The organism is Pseudaeromonas sp. HNCC25DJ182, from assembly GCF_055413365.1.
The window spans coordinates 210,762-226,418 of sequence record NZ_JBVAYG010000001.1 but is presented as its reverse complement, the minus strand read 5'-3'; the positions used below and the strand labels follow the sequence as shown (position 1 = coordinate 226,418).

Sequence of the window (15,657 nt, the reverse complement as noted above, 5' to 3'; positions counted from 1 at the left end):
CGGACTTTACCTGATTTTACACTCGCCAGGGTGCGGAGATCGGGATCTAGGGGGCTGTCAGCAACGGGGTCAGGATCGGTGCCAGCTGATCGCGAATTTTTTCCTGGCCACGGGCATTCGGATGCAGGCCATCTGCCAGCAACAGTGCGGGATCGGTAATGATGGTTTCCATAAAGAAGGGGAGCAGCGGGATCTGGTACTGCTGGGCCAGCTCTGGATAGATGGTTTCAAATTGACGGATGTAGCGGGCCCCATAGTTGGGGGGAATACGGATCTGGATCAGCAGGGCGCGAGCTCCCAGTTGCTGGATTCGTTGCAGCATCTGCTCCAGATTTTGCCGAGTCAGGCGGGGCGGCAACCCCCGTAGACCGTCGTTGGCGCCCAGCTCCAGCAGTACCCAGTCGGGGGTGTGAGTGCGCAAGGCCTGATCCAGTCGGGCCAGCCCCCCTTGGGTGGTTTCGCCGCTGACGCTGGCGTTGACGATCTGCAGATCCAGTCCCTGGTTTTTCCAGTCCTGGCCGAGCAGGGCGGGCCAGCTTTTTTCGGTGGGTAACTGATAACCCGCACTCAGGCTGTCGCCATAGACGAGCAGGGTGGTAGCATGGCCTGAGCAGGCCAACAAGGCGAACAATGAACAGAGGATCCGGAGCATGGCAGAACCTTCGATGATAGTGGTACGCGAGGTGACCCAAAGGGTCACATTAGGGGCTGAGACGCTGACCATACTTGAGGGGATAAATCTGGAAGTCAAGCCGGGAGAGACAGTGGCGCTGGTCGGTGCTTCCGGCTCCGGTAAATCGACCTTGCTTGGCTTGCTTGCGGGGCTGGATCTGGCGAGCGAGGGCGAGATCGAGGTTGCCGGTGTGGCTTTGGGGCAGTTGGATGAAGAGGGGCGAGCCCAGTTGCGAGCCGAACACATTGGTTTCATCTTCCAATCTTTCTTGTTGTTACCCGGATTGAGTGCGTTGGAAAATGTGATGTTACCCGCCGAGATCCGCGGCCTGCCCGATGCCAGAGCCAAGGCGGAGCTCTTGCTCCGCGAAGTGGGTCTGGCGGATCGCATCCATCATCATCCGGCGCAGTTATCGGGTGGCGAGCAACAGCGGGTGGCGATTGCCCGTGCTTTCATTGGTCAGCCCTCGCTGCTGCTGGCCGATGAGCCGACCGGTAATCTGGATCGGCATACCGGTGACAAGATTGCCGATCTGCTGTTTCGTCTCAACCGTGACCATGGCACTAGCCTGGTGATTGTCACCCATGATGAACAGCTCGCATCGCGCTGCACCCGTCGCTTGCATCTGGATAGTGGCAAGCTACAGGTCCATGAGACCTCCGACATTCGTACTGGAGTCTTGGCATGAGCGGCAGTTCCGGGATGAATTATATTCCGCGACCGGCTGCCGGGCTCTGGCCTTTGGCGCGACGGCTGGTCTGGCAAGAGGGCCGACACGGTATCCTGCGTGGCTTTGTGCTGGCGCTGGCGCTGGCGGTGGCGTGCGTGCTGTGTGTCAGTTTGGTGGCCGACCGGTTGCAGCAGGCCCTGGGGTTGGGCAGTCGGGAGTTTTTGGCGGCGGATCTGGTCCTGCAGAGCAGCCGTGTCGTACCCGATACCCAACTCAAGGGCTTGCCCGCCGGTCTGGTGATGAGTCAGACGGTGAGTTTTTCCTCCATGTTGTTTGTCGGCGACAGTATGCAGCTGGCGAGCATCAAGGCGGTGGGTGACGGTTATCCCTTCTATGGAAATCTGCAGTTGCATCCTCAGGGCAAGGTCAAACCGGGGGAGATCTGGTTATCCGCCCGACTGATGGCGCTGTTGCAGGCCAAGCCGGGAGCGATGGTGGAATTGGGCAATATCCAGTTGCGGGTGGCCGGGGAGCTGCATCAGGAGCCGGACGAGAATTTCTCGCCCTTCCTGCTGGCGCCGCGCGCGCTGATGCATATTCAAGATGTGGCCCCGGCCCAGGTGATCCTGCCGGGGAGCCGTATCCAGTACCGCTATCTGTTCAAGGGGGAGCAGGCGGTAATTGCCGAGGCGGTGGCGCGGCTCAAGCCTGCGCTGCAAGTGGAACAGCGTCTGCTGCAGCCGGGAACCGATACCCAGCTCAGTGGTGGCCCGCTGCAACGCAGCGAACGCTTCTTCCGTCTGGCCTCGCTGATCGGTCTGCTGCTGGGGGCGCTGGCGATGCAGATTGCCATGAACCACTTCACCCGGCGTCAGGCGGATAACATGGCACTGCTGAAGACCCTCGGCGCCAGTCGGCGTCAGCTCTGGGTGTGGATGCTGTCGTTACTGGGGTTACTGACCGGAGTGGCCTTTATGCTGGGCGGAGGCTTGGGGTATCTGCTGCACTTGGGCTTTCTGCAACTGCTGGGCTCTTTGCTGCCGCCGGAAATGCCACCTCCCTCCTGGGTGCCATTTGCCTTAGGGTTACTGGTCAGCCTGTTCATCACCTTGCTGTTATCTTTTGTCCCTTTCTGGCGGTTGTTAGCCACCCCGCCGCAACGGGTGCTGCGCCAGGATGTGCAGGGGCAGGTGCCCGGATGGTTGGCGCTGCCTCTGATCTTCTCCGGTACCCTGTTGCTGGGCTGGCTCTTCACCTCGGATGCACGCCTGAGTCTGGGGCTGCTGCTGGGGATGGTGGCCTTGCTGCTGATCCAGGGCGGTTTGGCATATGGGCTCTTGCTGGTTCTGCCTCGTGCCCGACGTGGTACTGGGCTGGCACTGGCGCTGGCCCATCTGCGCCGTGAGCGCTGGCAGAGTTTGACCCAGTTGGCGGCAATCGCGCTGGCGCTGCTGTTGATTGGCGTGTTGTGGGCCAGCCGCAGTGCCATTTTGAGTGGCTTTGATAGTCGCCTGGGCGCGGATCTGCCCAACCGCTTTGTACTGAATATTGCCCAGGCCGATAAACCTGGCGTTGAGGAGTGGTTGCAGCGGCAGGGCATTGCCCATTCCGACCTCTACCCGGTGATCCGCGGACGTCTGACCGGTATTGCCGGGGAGCCGGTCGCCCAGGAGGAAGGGGATGCGGGTCGAGCCGGAGTGAACCGGGAGTTGAGCATGACCTGGTTGCAACAGGCGCCAGCCCACAATGAGCTGGTGGCCGGAACCTGGTGGCGTATCGGGGAGCGAGGTCAGGTATCGGTGGAGCAGGGCGTGGCGGAACGACTGGGTATCCAGTTGGGTGACATGCTGCAATTTAACATTGAGGGGCGGGAGATATCGGCCCGAGTCAGTTCGTTGCGCAAGGTGAACTGGGAGGAGATGCAGCCCAACTTTTTCATGATCTTCTCGCCGGATCTGCTGCAGGATTATCCCGCCAGCTGGCTGGCTAGTCTGCGGGTTCCGGCGGGCGACCAACAACTGGAGGTGGAGCTGGTGCGCCGTTATCCGGCTCTGACCCTGATTGATACCGATAGCATCATGCAGCGCCTGCAAGGGGTGCTGGAGCAGATCAGCCGCGCGTTGGGACTGATGTTTTCACTGGTGGCGTTGGCCGCGGTGCTGGTGCTCTTTACCCAGGTCCAAGCTGGAATTTCCCGCCGTTGGCAGGAGCTGGTGCTGATGCGCACCCTAGGCGCGGGTCAACGCCTGCTGCAACGGACCCTGCGCTGGGAGCTGCTGGCCACCGGTTTGTTGGCAGGGGTCTCGGCAGCGCTAGGAACTGAACTGGTGATGCTGACCCTGCAGCAGTTGTGGAGCGAGCTGGCTTGGCAGCCGCACTATCTGTTGTGGTGGGGACTGCCCTTGCTGGGTGCCGCTCTGGTGATGCTGGCGGCCCAGGGGCCGATGCGTCGCTTGCTGGGGTCGGTGCTTGCCAGCCGATTGCGGCAGGGGGGGTAACTCGTCACGCTCCGTCTCGTGGTGGGGATGCCCGGCATCAGCCGGGTGACCTCAGACTTCCGGTACCGAAAAATGGTTGTGGTTTGCTCTCAGGGCATGTTTCAGTGCCGAGCTGAGCTTCGGATATTGGAATTGGAAACCCGCTTCCAGCAAGCGTTGCGGCACAACGTTCTGTCCATAGAGCAGCAGGCCGGCCATTTCGCCGAGCAGCAGCCGCAGCACCCAGGCTGGTGTCCGCAGCCAGTGGGGTCTGTGCAGTGCCTGTGCGAGCAGGCGGGAGAACTCCTGTTGCGGCACGGCATGCGGAGAAGTGGCATTGTAAATGCCGTGGCACTGCTCGTGTTCGAGCAAAAACAAAAACACGGCTACCAGATCCGTCAGGGCAATCCACGACAGATACTGCTGACCATCGCCCAGTGGCCCTCCCAAGCCGAGGCGATACGCCGGTAACATCTTGGCCAGGGCGCCACCTTCGGCACCCAGCACCACACCTATCCGGACAATACAGACCCGGCAGCCATAGTCGCCCGCCTCGAGTGCCAACTCCTCCCAGCGTCGACACACCTCATGGCTAAATTCAGGATGGACGCAGGTGTCATCCTCGGTTAACGGCTGATTCTCCTGGCGACCGTAAAAGCCTATGGCCGAGGCATTGAGCCAGATCCGTGGCGGGTTGCAGCAGTGCCGCAACCGCTCCAGCAGTGCCTCGGTGAGGTGCCAGCGACTCTCGCAGATCCGCTGTTTTTGGGCGGAGCTCCAGCGTTTGTTGGCAATCGGCTCTCCGGCCAGATTGATGATGGCATCGAAGCCATCCAGCGAATCCAGCTCATTCAGCGTTAGGTAGTGATAAGCCGACGAATGCAATAGCCGTTGAGCCCGCACGGTATCACGGCTGAGGAGTGTGATGGCATGACTCTTACCCAGGGCAGCTAACAGGTGCTGGCCAATAAAACCGGTGGCTCCGGTGATCAGTATGCGCATGATGAACTCCGAGCGGGATGAGGCTATGGGATAACAGTGCTTTACACCGAATGAGTTTAGTCGTCCAGCGGGTTAATCTCGCCCGCGTGTCGGTATTCGATCGTCCAGGTTGATGACCATCCTGTGATGTTATCCACATTTACTGTGGGTAAGTGTGTAGATTAGTACTGGAATTGCTGCAGATAGATGGCTACAGCGCAGCTGTGGCAGGGGGCAGCGTAGTTGTGGCATTGGTTGGGAAAATGCGCCTGCTTTTACGGCACCCCCTTGGGATCTCCGTCGCGCGTGGCAGCAGGCCATAAAAACAGGCCATGAAAAAAGGAGCGCCCTGGCGCTCCTTGTCATCAACCGGCTCCGGGACCGGCTCAGCATTCGACTCAGGCGTCGACTACCACACCGGCTTGTTCGGACTGGATGGCGGTCAGAGCAATGGTGTAGACGATGTCATCCACCAGGGCGCCGCGGGACAGATCGTTGACCGGCTTGCGCATGCCTTGCAGCATGGGGCCGATGGAGACCAGATCCGCCGAGCGTTGCACTGCCTTGTAGGTGGTGTTGCCGGTATTCAAATCCGGGAAGATGAATACTGTGGCTTGACCCGCAACCGGGGAGTTCGGTGCCTTGGACAGAGCCACATCGGCCATGATGGCGGCGTCATATTGCAACGGACCATCGATGATCAGATCCGGACGCTTTTCCTTGGCGATACGGGTCGCTTCGCGCACCTTATCCACATCCGCACCAGTACCCGAGGTGCCGGTAGAGTAGGAGATCATGGCCACGCGCGGCTCGATGCCGAACGCAGTTGCAGAATCTGCAGACTGGATGGCGATTTCGGCCAGCTGTTCGGCGTTCGGATCCGGGTTGATGGCACAGTCACCATAGACCAGCACCTGATCCGGCAGCAGCATGAAGAACACCGACGACACCAAGGAAGAACCTGGAGCTGTCTTGATGATTTGCAGCGGCGGACGAATGGTGTTGGCGGTGGTGTGTACCGCACCGGAGACCAGACCGTCGACTTCGTTGCGTTCGAGCATCATGGTACCCAGTACCACGTTGTCTTCGAGTTGTTCACGAGCAACCACTTCGGTGATGCCCTTGGCCTTGCGCAGCTCGACCAGACGTGGCACATAGCGTTCGCGGGCCACGACCGGATCGATGATCTCGACCCGATCGTTGAGCACCACACCTTGCTGTTCGGCGACGCGACGGATTTCATCCGGGTTACCCAACAACACGGGACGGGCAATTCCGCGTTCGGCACAGATGGCAGCTGCCTTGACGGTGCGCGGCTCGTCGCCTTCCGGCAGCACGATGCGCTTGTTGGCGTGACGGGCCAGCTCGGTGAGCTGATAACGGAATGCCGGAGGGCTCAGACGACGTGAGCGGCTGGAGGTCGCGGTCAGCGACTCTAGCCAGTGTTTGTCGATATGGCCGGCGACATAGTCCTGGACCATTTCGATGCGTTCGATATCGTCGGCCGGAATTTCCAGGTTGAAGTTTTGCAGGCTGACGGCGGTCTGCCAGGTATTGGTATCGATCATCATGATCGGCAGGCCGGTTTGCATGGCTTGCTGACACAGGGCCATCACCTGGGGCTCTGGATGATAGTTACCGGTCAGCAACAGGGCACCGAGTTTGACGCCGTTCATCGCCGCCAGACAGGCAGAGACGATCACATCAGAACGATCACCGGACGTCACCAGCAAGCTGCCCGGACGGAAGTGCTCGACCATGTTGTGGATGGAGCGGGCGCAGAAGGTAACCTGATGCAGACGACGCTTGCTGAGTTCGCCTTCGTTCAGGATCTTGGCGCTCAGATGCTTGGCCAGATCCTTGGCGCGAGGTGCAATCAGCTGGGTATTCCACGGGATACAACCCAGGATGCGCAACGGGCTCTTGCCGAAGAACTGCAACACCTCCAGGTTATTGGCCATTTCGGCGCTGCTGTGGTGGGCTTCGAACATCTCGGTCAGATCAGGGCGGGTGACGCCATGCTCATCGACCGGAGCGCCAACCTTATTGATGATGCAGCCGACGATCCGCTTGTTCTGCACGCCACCAAAGTTGGAGCTGGTGAGTTCGATCCGCTCTTTGAGCTTCTGACTGGAATCGTTACCAGGGTGGGTAACAAAAACCATGTCGGCATCCAGAGCGCTGGCGATGTCATAGTTCAGCTTGTTGGCGAACGGTTGCTTGTCGACGGGAACCAGACCCTCAACCACCACCACTTCGGCGCCACTCTCTTTGACGTGATTTTCATACAGCGCCACTATCTCTTCGAGCAATACAGCGGTATTGCCAGTGGAGATCATGTTTTCTGCGTAATGAAGGGAGAGTGGTTCGGGAGGGGTGATGTTGGAGCCTGCGCGGATGACGGCGGTAGAAGCTTCCGGACCTGAATGAGCGGGTTTCGGTTGAGCGACCGGTTTGAAGAAACTGACGTTGACACCGTGTCTTTCCATCGCTCGGACCATACCGAGACTCACGGAGGTAACGCCTACACCGGAGCCAATCGGGATAAGCATGATAGTGCGTGCCACTGGTGTATCCCCTAGTTGATGAACAAGTTGGCCAATTAAAAAAGGCTGCCTTCGGCAGCCTCGCTATTTTACCTAGTCTGAATCAGCCTGCCACCAATTCCAGCGCATCATGGGCAATTACCCACTCTTCGTTGGTTGGAATCACCATGGCGATGGTGCTACCGGCTTCGGTGATGACACCTTGCTTACCAAAACGAGCTTTCAGGTTGGCTTCGCTATTCACCTTGAAGCCCAACAGGGCCAGACGATTCAGGGTCATCTCGCGGATCGGTGCCGAGTTTTCACCGATACCACCGGTGAAGACCACTGCATCCAGGCGACCATCCAGGGCGGCGATGTAGCTACCGATGGTCTTAGCCAGGCGATAGCAGTAGAGATCCATGGCACGCTTGGCAGCGATGTCGGTATCGTAGTTATCTTCGGCGAAACGGCAATCGCTGGTCACTTCGGTCAGACCCAGCAGACCGGACTCCTTGGTCAGCATGTTGTTGATATCGCCCATGCTCATGCCCAGAGTGTCATGCAGGTGGAAAATGATGGCGGGATCGATATCACCACAACGGGTGCCCATCACCAGACCTTCCAGCGGTGTCATCCCCATGGAGGTATCGACGGACTGACCATTTTTGATGGCGCAGACGGAGCCGCCATTGCCCAGGTGGCAGTTGATGATGTTGAGTTCGTGAACCGGCTTGCCCAATGCTTCAGCGGCTTGCAGGCTGATGTAGTAGTGGCTGGTGCCGTGCATGCCATAACGACGGATACCCTGTTCGGTATACATCTTGTAAGGCAGGGCATACAGGAATGCATGTTCCGGCATAGTTTGATGGAAGGCGGTATCAAACACGGCAACGTTCGGCAGGGCCGGGAATGCGTGCTGAGCGGCCTTGATGCCAACCAAGTGAGCCGGGTTGTGTAACGGAGCCAGAGCGACACACTCCTCGATACCTTGAACCACTTCATCAGTGATCACCACGGAGGAGGTGAATTTTTCACCACCGTGCACGACGCGATGGCCAATGGCAAACAGGTTGTCGTTGAGTTCAGGGTGTTTGGCCAGGATCTGGTTTACGATGAAGCTCAAGGCTTCTTCGTGTGCAGCGCCGGCACCGAGGTCAGCTGCATCTTTCTGACCATCGAGTTTCCATTTGATCCGGGCATCATCCAGGTGCAGGCATTCGGCCAGACCGGACAGTTTTTCGTCACCGCTGGTGGCATCGATCACGGCGAACTTCAGGGATGAACTGCCACAGTTAAGTACAAGAACCAGCTTGCTGCTCATTCGTAGTAAATCCTATCTATCTTTTTAAGGGGTTTACTGTCTGGAATGGGTAGTTTTCCAGCAGAGTTAACGTATGCTTACATTAAAGGTGCTGTCAGCGCGTCCGGCGTGGAACGTCTGCTCAGCCTCAGAATGTAGTCTGTGAGGCTCGACAAGGCGAAAAAGCCGGGTTAAAAATCAAGCGCCGGAAGAATACAGGGGAAGCATAAAAATAACAAAAAATTCTTGTAATAAGCATGTAACCATTTTCAATTTGTGGTTATTTGGCTAGAGGTAGTAGATATGACTTTATTTCAAAAAAAGATACAAATGGGACATCTTTACCTGCGACTCTGGCCTAAAGAGAAGTCTTTGGCAGCCATGTTCCCGGAAAATCGTATTATTGCCGCGGTGGAATTTGGCATGAAATGGTTGCCAGCTCTGGCGGTGATGAGCTTGGTGCTGCAGTTTCATTTCGGACAGCCCAACTTGTGGCCCGTGGTGATCAGCAGTCTATTGTTTATGGTGAGCTTGCCGCTGCAGGGTTATTACTGGCTGGGCCAACGAGCGGAAACCAAGTTGCCGCCCTCGCTCTCCCGCTGGTACACGGATATCAATGAAAAGATGGGGCAGGCCCGGTATGCGCCGCACCCCCGCTATCTGGAACTGGCTGAAACCTTGAATCAGGCATTCAAGAAACTGGATCGAGCGGTCATTTATTCCTGATGAATATGCTGACAACAAAAAGCCACCTCGCGGTGGCTTTTTGGTTTGTGCTTTCCGGTCATCGCCTAGTAGATCACGTTCGGGTGATATTTGCCGATGATGTCGCGGATGGTATCCATGGTCTCTTTCTTGGGCGGGTGTATGCCATCGAGCATGTATTTTTCGCCCATGGCTTCCCACTTGTGTTTGCCCAGCTCGTGATAGGGCAGCAATTCGACCTTTTCGACACAACCGCCCAGTTCATCATGGATGAACTGACCCAGCGCCTCGGCCCCGGCCACATCATCGCTCCAGCTGGGGACCACTACATAGCGGATCCAGATTTTCTTACCTTTCTTGGCCAGGTAACGGGCAAAATCCAGGCAGTACTTGTTGCTGACATGGGTTAACGGGATATGGATATCATCGTTCATATGTTTGATATCCAGCATCACCAGGTCAGAAACATCGAGCAGGGCATCCAGAGCCGCATCGTAATGACGGACAAAACCATTGGTGTCCAGACAGGTGTGAATGCCTTGCGCCTTGCAGGCGGTAAATAATTCGGTGACGAACTCTTTCTGCAACGTGGCTTCGCCGCCGGAGGCTGTGATCCCGCCGCCGGATGCATTGATAAAATGGCGGTAGGTCAGCAGGTCTTTCATCAACTCATCGACGGTTACCTCGCGTCCCTCGGTGGTGTCCCAGGTATCACGGTTGTGACAGTAGAGACAGCGCATCAGACATCCCTGCATGAAGACGATGAAGCGGATACCCGGTCCGTCGACGGTTCCGCAGGTTTCAACAGAGTGGATCCGGCCTTTGAGTGGCGCCGAGTTTGGCATAGAGAGGCTCCGGTAGATTGATTTACTTTACTATTTTAAGCGATTGGGACTTTGAACTCACTGCATTTAGGAGTGCAGCCTATCCTGATTCTAGCCGACGACCAATAAAAAACCCCCGGCAAGCCAGGGGTTTTGTAAATCAATCACGCAATCCGTTATTACATGGATTGAGTGAAGGTCCGGGTGATGACGTCCTGCTGTTGTTCCTTGGTCAAGGAGTTGAAGCGCACGGCATAACCAGAGACACGAATGGTCAACTGCGGGTATTTCTCCGGGTTTTCCATGGCGTCGAGCAGCATTTCACGGTTCATGACGTTGACGTTCAGGTGCTGACCGCCTTCGACATTGGCTTCGTGGTGGAAGTAACCGTCCATCAGACCAACCAGGTTCAGACGCTGAGCTTCCTCTTGCTTACCCAGTGCGTTCGGCACGATGGAGAAGGTGTAAGAGATACCGTCTTTTGCATAGGCAAACGGCAGCTTGGCAACTGAGGTCAGAGAGGCAACCGCCCCCTTCTGGTCACGGCCGTGCATCGGGTTGGCACCAGGACCAAACGGAGCACCGGCACGACGACCATCCGGAGTGTTACCGGTCTTCTTACCATATACCACGTTAGAGGTGATGGTCAGAACCGACTGGGTCGGGATGGCGTTGCGGTAGGTCTTGTGGGTCTGGATCTTCTTCATGAAGCTTTCAACCAGCTCACAGGCGATGGAGTCAACTCGCTCGTCGTTGTTACCAAACTGCGGGTATTCGCCTTCGATTTCGAAGTCGATGGCCAGACCGTCTTCATCACGGATTGGCTTGACCTTGGCATACTTGATAGCAGACAGGGAGTCAGCGGTCACGGACAGACCGGCGATACCACAGGCCATGGTACGGATCACATCGCGGTCATGCAGAGCCAGCTGAATTGCTTCGTAGCTGTACTTGTCGTGCATGTAGTGGATGATGTTCAGGGCGGTGACATATTGAGTCGCCAGCCAGTCCATGAAATGGTCCAGACGGTCCATGACATCGTTGTAGTCCAGATACTCGCCCTTGACCGGCTCGGTCTTCGGACCGATCTGGATCTTGAGCTTCTCATCGACACCACCGTTGATAGCATACAACATGGTCTTGGCCAGGTTGGCACGGGCGCCGAAGAACTGCATCATCTTGCCGATGATCATTGGCGAGACGCAACAAGCGATGGCGTAGTCATCGTTGTTGAAGTCGGTACGCATCAGGTCGTCGTTTTCGTACTGTACGGAAGAGGTGTCGATAGATACCTTGGCACAGAACTTCTTGAAGCCGATTGGCAGTTGTTCAGACCACAGAATGGTCATGTTTGGCTCAGGAGACGGCCCCATGGTGTACAGGGTGTTCAGGTAACGGAACGAGCTCTTGGTGACCAGAGTCCGGCCATCAACACCCATACCGCCGATGGATTCGGTTGCCCAAATCGGATCGCCAGAGAAGAGGGTGTCGTATTCCGGAGTCCGCAGGAAACGGACCATACGCAGCTTCATTACCAGATGGTCAATCAGCTCTTGGGCTTCTTGCTCGGTGATCAGACCCTTTTTCAGGTCACGTTCGATATAGGTATCGATGAAGGTAGCGGTACGACCGAAGGACATGGCCGCGCCGTTTTGTGACTTCACGGCACCCAAGTAACCGAAATAGGTCCACTGAACTGCTTCTTGAGCAGTGGTGGCCGGGCCAGAAATGTCGCAACCATACTTGGCCGCCATTTCCTTGAGTTGACCCAGAGCGCGGTGTTGCTCGCAGATCTCTTCACGCAGGCGAATAGTGGCTTCCAGATCTTCACCGGCTTCCAGTTTGGCTTGCAGGGATTTGAACTGGGACAGCTTGTCAGCCATCAGGAAGTCAACGCCGTATAGTGCAACACGGCGATAGTCACCGATGATGCGACCACGGCCATAGGCATCCGGCAGACCGGTGATAACGCCAGACTTACGGCAGTTCAGGATGTCTTTGGTGTAGACATCGAATACGCCCTGGTTATGGGTCTTGCGGTATTCGGTGAAGGTTTTCTTCAGCTGCGGATCCAGAGTGCGACCGTAAACCTGGCAGGAGCTTTCGACCATCTTGATGCCGCCAAATGGAACAATGGCGCGCTTCAGTGGCTTATCAGTCTGCAGACCAACGATCTTTTCCAGACCTTGGTCGATGTAACCGGCATCGTGAGCAGTGATGGTGGAGGCAAGGTCAGTGTCGAAGTCAACCGGAGCATGAGTGCGGTTCTCTTCCTTGATGCCTTCCATGACCTTATCCCACAGAGTGGTGGTCGCCTGGGTAGCGCCAGCGAGGAAGCTTTCATCGCCTTCGTACGGGGCATAGTTCTTCTGGATGAAGTCGCGGGTATTGACTTCAGTTTGCCAAGCTCCGGGTACGAAGCCTTCCCATGCCTTCAGACACTTTTCGTTAAGCTCTGCCATGTTTCATTACCTCTTCGGTATTGATGATCCAAGCTTCCATTGCCACTTGATTAGTGGTGGCGACGGAAAATAAACCAGTAGGTCAAACCAATCATACCGCCGCCGCCGATGATGTTACCGATGGTGACAGGGATCAGGTTGTTGATAATAAAGTGGCCAACGGTCAGATCCGCATATTTTGCTGGGTCTGCACCGATGGCTTGCCAAAATTCCGGGCCCGCAAAAGTCTGGATGGCGATGCCGACCGGGATCATGAACATGTTCGCGATGCTGTGCTCGAAACCAGAGGCGACAAACATGGCCACTGGCAGAATCATGATCAGCGCCTTATCAGTCATGGTGCGACCACCAAAGGCCATCCAGGCGGCGAGACAGACCATCAGGTTACACAGGATCCCCAGCGCTACCGCTTCGACGAAGGTGTGATGGATCTTGTGCTGAGCCACATTCAATGCGGTCAGCCCCCACTGGCCATTGGTATTCATATACTGGCTGGCGAGCATGACGAGGGTGACCATGACGAGGCCACCGACCAGGTTGCCAAAGTAGACAATACCCCAGTTTTTCAGCATCTGCGCCCAGGTAATTCGATTAGAGGCTCGAGCGACCAGAGTGAGTGTGGTGGAAGTAAACAGTTCACCGCCGAGAATAACGCACAGGATCAAGCCGAGGGCGAAGCAAATACCGCCTGCCAGCTTGCTACCGCCGGTGGCGATGACGGTGATGTAAAAAACGAAGGCGATGGCGATAAAGGCGCCAGCGGTGATGGCCAGCATAAAGGTTTTGGCGGCAGGCTTGGTGGCCTTGCCGTAGGTGATATCTTCAGCAACGGCCGCGATGGCTTCTGGCTTTAGACAATCAAATGGAGATTCAGCTTTCACGTGATGGCACCCGAGTTGTCATTTTACTGTCGTAATGATAGCAACAAAAACGAGGTTCAAATTTGCCTTGGATCAATTTTGGCCGGTTGGTTCTGTAATTTTACTACATCTTAATCACGCTTTTGACGGCTTGAAGCGGCGCATTTGTGGCTGATTTGTTGCAAAGTAACAGCTAGGGGCCAATATCTGCGGCCTTACTATTTGAGTACGGTGCGTGACTAATAGTTCATCATAAGCCTAGAAAGATGAATATGAAATGAACCAATGCCAAAAGACCGGAGCAGAGGAGTAGCGAGCAATGTAAAATCGGCCTGCCAACTGGAATTGGCAGGCCGGTCCTTTTATTTGAAAGCGAACTGCCGTTTAGCAGCTTGCAATTTTTCGTAAGCGGCCAGCAGCTTTTGATGCAGTGGGTATTGGGTCAGACTCAAATCGCCCGCTTGCAAGCCGAAGAAACGGGCTTCGCCGCGGATATGAGCCCAAACGACCTCGACTGTTGCCACACCGAACATGCGCTCGAAGGCGTTCACATAGGGCTGCGGATCCCGCTCTGGCGAGAGGTGAAGCTCCAGGCTGGCCTTCAGGCAACGGAAGAAGTTGGCTCGTTCGGCAGTGAAAATGGTGGCGTTGAACTCCAGCGTCCAGTCGGTCCATTCCAAGGCTGTCGTCAGCTCACCTGCCGCCAATGCCAGCAGGCATTTGAGCTCACCTACCCGCAGGGTATGCCAGCCACTACTCTTCTCGACGGCCAGGCCAATCAATTCGCGTACCCGAGTGCGATCATCGAAGCCTTCTTCGTCCAGCATGTCGTAGAAAGCCATGTACTCTTCGGTTGTGCCCTGACTCTCTGGCAGTGCAAGAACCGCCTCGCGTAACCCGGCGCCCATGTTGTTATTGGCAATCACCAGATCTTCTGCCGGGTAAATATCGGACATGCCGGGTACCAGAATACGGCAGGCATATACGCCCAGATGCTCGTAGTCTGCGATGTACACGGGCTGTTCGAGTTCATGGAAGATACCGATCAGATGATTGAATTCCTGCTCTGTGCTGCCAGCAAAGTTCCAGTCAGCAAATGGGTAGTCTTCGCGGCTCTGGAACAGATCCCAGCTGATGAGACCGGATGAGTCGATGAAATGAGTTTCCAGGTTATGGTGATCACCGACTTCATCATTATTGAACGAGGGTGGGGCGAAGACATCCAGATCCTTGAGGCTGCGGCCTTGCAGCAGTTCGGTGACGGTTCGCTCCAGCGCTACCTCAAAGCGAGGGTGGGCCCCGAATGAAGCGAAGCAGGTGCCATTGTTCGGATTGAACAACACCACGCAGATGACCGGGAACTTGCCCCCCAAAGAGGCGTCGTAGCACAGGATCGGGAAACCTTCGGCTTCCAGGGCATCGATAGCTGCCTTGATCCCAGGGAAGCGAGCGATAACGTCCGCTGGAATGGTCGGCAGGCTGATGGCTTCGGCAATCACCTTGTTTTTCACATAGCGCTCAAACACTTCTGACAACGCTTGTGTACGGGCTTCGGTCGCGGTATTACCCGCACTCATACCGTTAGATACATAAAGGTTGGCAATGATGTTCATCGGGATATACACGGTCTGCTGGTTATCCTGGCGCACGAACGGTAGGGCGCAGATGCCGCGCTCCTCATTGCCCGATTGCAGATCGATCAGCATGTCGGCCGAGAGCTCGCCTTCCGGATCGTAAAACTCCAGCGTGTAGTCATCGAGCAGACCATCCGGTAACTCGCCATCCTCGGGGATGGGGAACCATTGCTCGTTGGGATAATGAACAAATTCGCCGTTCGCAATCTCCTCACCCAGATAGAAATCGGCAAAGAAGTAGTTGGTCGACAGGCGCTCGAAGTATTCGCCCAGAGCCGACGCCAAAGCGGCTTTCTTGCTGGCCCCCTTGCCATTGGTGAAACAGAGTGGGCAGTCCTTGTCCCGAATATGCACCGACCAGACATGAGGCACGGGGTTGAGCCAGGAGGCTTCTTCGATATCGAAGCCAAGTTCGACTAGCTTGTGCTGGAAGCGTTCGATAGAGGCTTCAAGAGCCGCATCTTTACCGGGAATAAAGGTTTGCATGGGACAGGATTCCATAGGGCTGACATTGTTATCGTTCTGTTAATCAGTAACAGAGCG

General features: G+C 56.3%; 11 protein-coding genes. 3 read left to right on the top strand and 8 right to left on the bottom strand.

Annotated features, from left to right (window positions below):
- Nucleotides 1-46: 46 nt before the first annotated feature.
- The gene (locus tag ACZYUB_RS00935) at nt 47-652 is read right to left on the bottom strand and encodes an arylesterase (RefSeq protein ID WP_463944800.1); all 606 of its coding nucleotides are present in this window, start codon (nt 650-652) and stop codon (nt 47-49) included.
- Between ACZYUB_RS00935 and ACZYUB_RS00930 the strand changes: the two genes are divergently transcribed.
- Together ACZYUB_RS00930 and ACZYUB_RS00925 are read left to right on the top strand one after the other, a co-directional pair.
- Nucleotides 651-1,361 carry an ABC transporter ATP-binding protein gene (locus tag ACZYUB_RS00930; protein ID WP_463944798.1) on the top strand — a complete coding sequence of 237 codons (711 nt, stop codon included), beginning with the start codon at nt 651-653 and terminating at the stop codon, nt 1,359-1,361. The genes ACZYUB_RS00935 and ACZYUB_RS00930 overlap by 2 nt on opposite strands.
- Nucleotides 1,358-3,841 (top strand): ABC transporter permease, encoded by a 2,484-nt coding sequence (locus ACZYUB_RS00925; protein ID WP_463944796.1) that lies wholly within the window; start codon nt 1,358-1,360, stop codon nt 3,839-3,841. The genes ACZYUB_RS00930 and ACZYUB_RS00925 overlap by 4 nt, the downstream gene beginning before the upstream one ends.
- Nucleotides 3,842-3,892: 51 nt before the next feature.
- Here ACZYUB_RS00925 and ACZYUB_RS00920 read toward each other — a convergent pair whose 3' ends face one another.
- The 3 genes from ACZYUB_RS00920 to ACZYUB_RS00910 form a co-directional block, all read right to left on the bottom strand.
- On the bottom strand, nt 3,893-4,822 hold the full coding sequence (locus ACZYUB_RS00920; RefSeq protein ID WP_463944794.1) for a TIGR01777 family oxidoreductase: 930 nt from the start codon (nt 4,820-4,822) through the stop codon (nt 3,893-3,895).
- Nucleotides 4,823-5,199: 377 nt separating this feature from the next.
- The gene (pta, locus tag ACZYUB_RS00915; protein ID WP_463945062.1) at nt 5,200-7,353 is read right to left on the bottom strand and encodes a phosphate acetyltransferase; all 2,154 of its coding nucleotides are present in this window, start codon (nt 7,351-7,353) and stop codon (nt 5,200-5,202) included.
- Between the two features lie 97 nt (nt 7,354-7,450).
- Nucleotides 7,451-8,650, bottom strand: a complete 1,200-nt coding sequence (locus tag ACZYUB_RS00910) for an acetate kinase (protein WP_463944792.1) — start codon at nt 8,648-8,650, stop codon at nt 7,451-7,453.
- 282 nt (nt 8,651-8,932) lie between these two features.
- On the opposite strand from ACZYUB_RS00910, the gene yfbV reads away from it, so the two are divergent.
- On the top strand, nt 8,933-9,355 hold the full coding sequence (gene yfbV, locus ACZYUB_RS00905) for a terminus macrodomain insulation protein YfbV (RefSeq protein WP_463944790.1): 423 nt from the start codon (nt 8,933-8,935) through the stop codon (nt 9,353-9,355).
- A 65-nt stretch (nt 9,356-9,420) separates the two neighbouring features.
- Here yfbV and pflA read toward each other — a convergent pair whose 3' ends face one another.
- The 4 genes from pflA to ycaO form a co-directional block, all read right to left on the bottom strand.
- Nucleotides 9,421-10,179, bottom strand: coding sequence for a pyruvate formate lyase 1-activating protein (pflA, locus tag ACZYUB_RS00900; protein ID WP_463944789.1), 759 nt, complete (start codon nt 10,177-10,179; stop codon nt 9,421-9,423).
- Between the two features lie 158 nt (nt 10,180-10,337).
- A complete protein-coding gene (gene pflB, locus ACZYUB_RS00895) occupies nt 10,338-12,620 on the bottom strand; it encodes a formate C-acetyltransferase (protein WP_463944788.1) in 2,283 nt (760 codons plus the stop codon).
- Between the two features lie 50 nt (nt 12,621-12,670).
- Entirely contained in the window at nt 12,671-13,501 is an 831-nt protein-coding gene (gene focA / locus ACZYUB_RS00890; protein ID WP_463944786.1) for a formate transporter FocA, read from the bottom strand.
- A gap of 341 nt (nt 13,502-13,842) precedes the next feature.
- A complete protein-coding gene (gene ycaO / locus ACZYUB_RS00885) occupies nt 13,843-15,600 on the bottom strand; it encodes a 30S ribosomal protein S12 methylthiotransferase accessory factor YcaO (RefSeq protein ID WP_463944784.1) in 1,758 nt (585 codons plus the stop codon).
- Nucleotides 15,601-15,657 lie beyond the last annotated feature (57 nt).

Bases quoted from the DNA above. Each gene is read 5' to 3' on its own strand.
- ACZYUB_RS00930 (WP_463944798.1), top strand. From the start codon at position 651: ATGGCAGAACCTTCGATGATAGTGGTACGCGAGGTGACCCAAAGGGTC.
- ACZYUB_RS00935 (WP_463944800.1), bottom strand. From the start codon at position 652: ATGCTCCGGATCCTCTGTTCATTGTTCGCCTTGTTGGCCTGCTCAGGC.
- ACZYUB_RS00925 (WP_463944796.1), top strand. From the start codon at position 1,358: ATGAGCGGCAGTTCCGGGATGAATTATATTCCGCGACCGGCTGCCGGG.
- ACZYUB_RS00920 (WP_463944794.1), bottom strand. From the start codon at position 4,822: ATGCGCATACTGATCACCGGAGCCACCGGTTTTATTGGCCAGCACCTG.
- pta (WP_463945062.1), bottom strand. From the start codon at position 7,353: ATGCTTATCCCGATTGGCTCCGGTGTAGGCGTTACCTCCGTGAGTCTC.
- ACZYUB_RS00910 (WP_463944792.1), bottom strand. From the start codon at position 8,650: ATGAGCAGCAAGCTGGTTCTTGTACTTAACTGTGGCAGTTCATCCCTG.
- yfbV (WP_463944790.1), top strand. From the start codon at position 8,933: ATGACTTTATTTCAAAAAAAGATACAAATGGGACATCTTTACCTGCGA.
- pflA (WP_463944789.1), bottom strand. From the start codon at position 10,179: ATGCCAAACTCGGCGCCACTCAAAGGCCGGATCCACTCTGTTGAAACC.
- pflB (WP_463944788.1), bottom strand. From the start codon at position 12,620: ATGGCAGAGCTTAACGAAAAGTGTCTGAAGGCATGGGAAGGCTTCGTA.
- ycaO (WP_463944784.1), bottom strand. From the start codon at position 15,600: ATGCAAACCTTTATTCCCGGTAAAGATGCGGCTCTTGAAGCCTCTATC.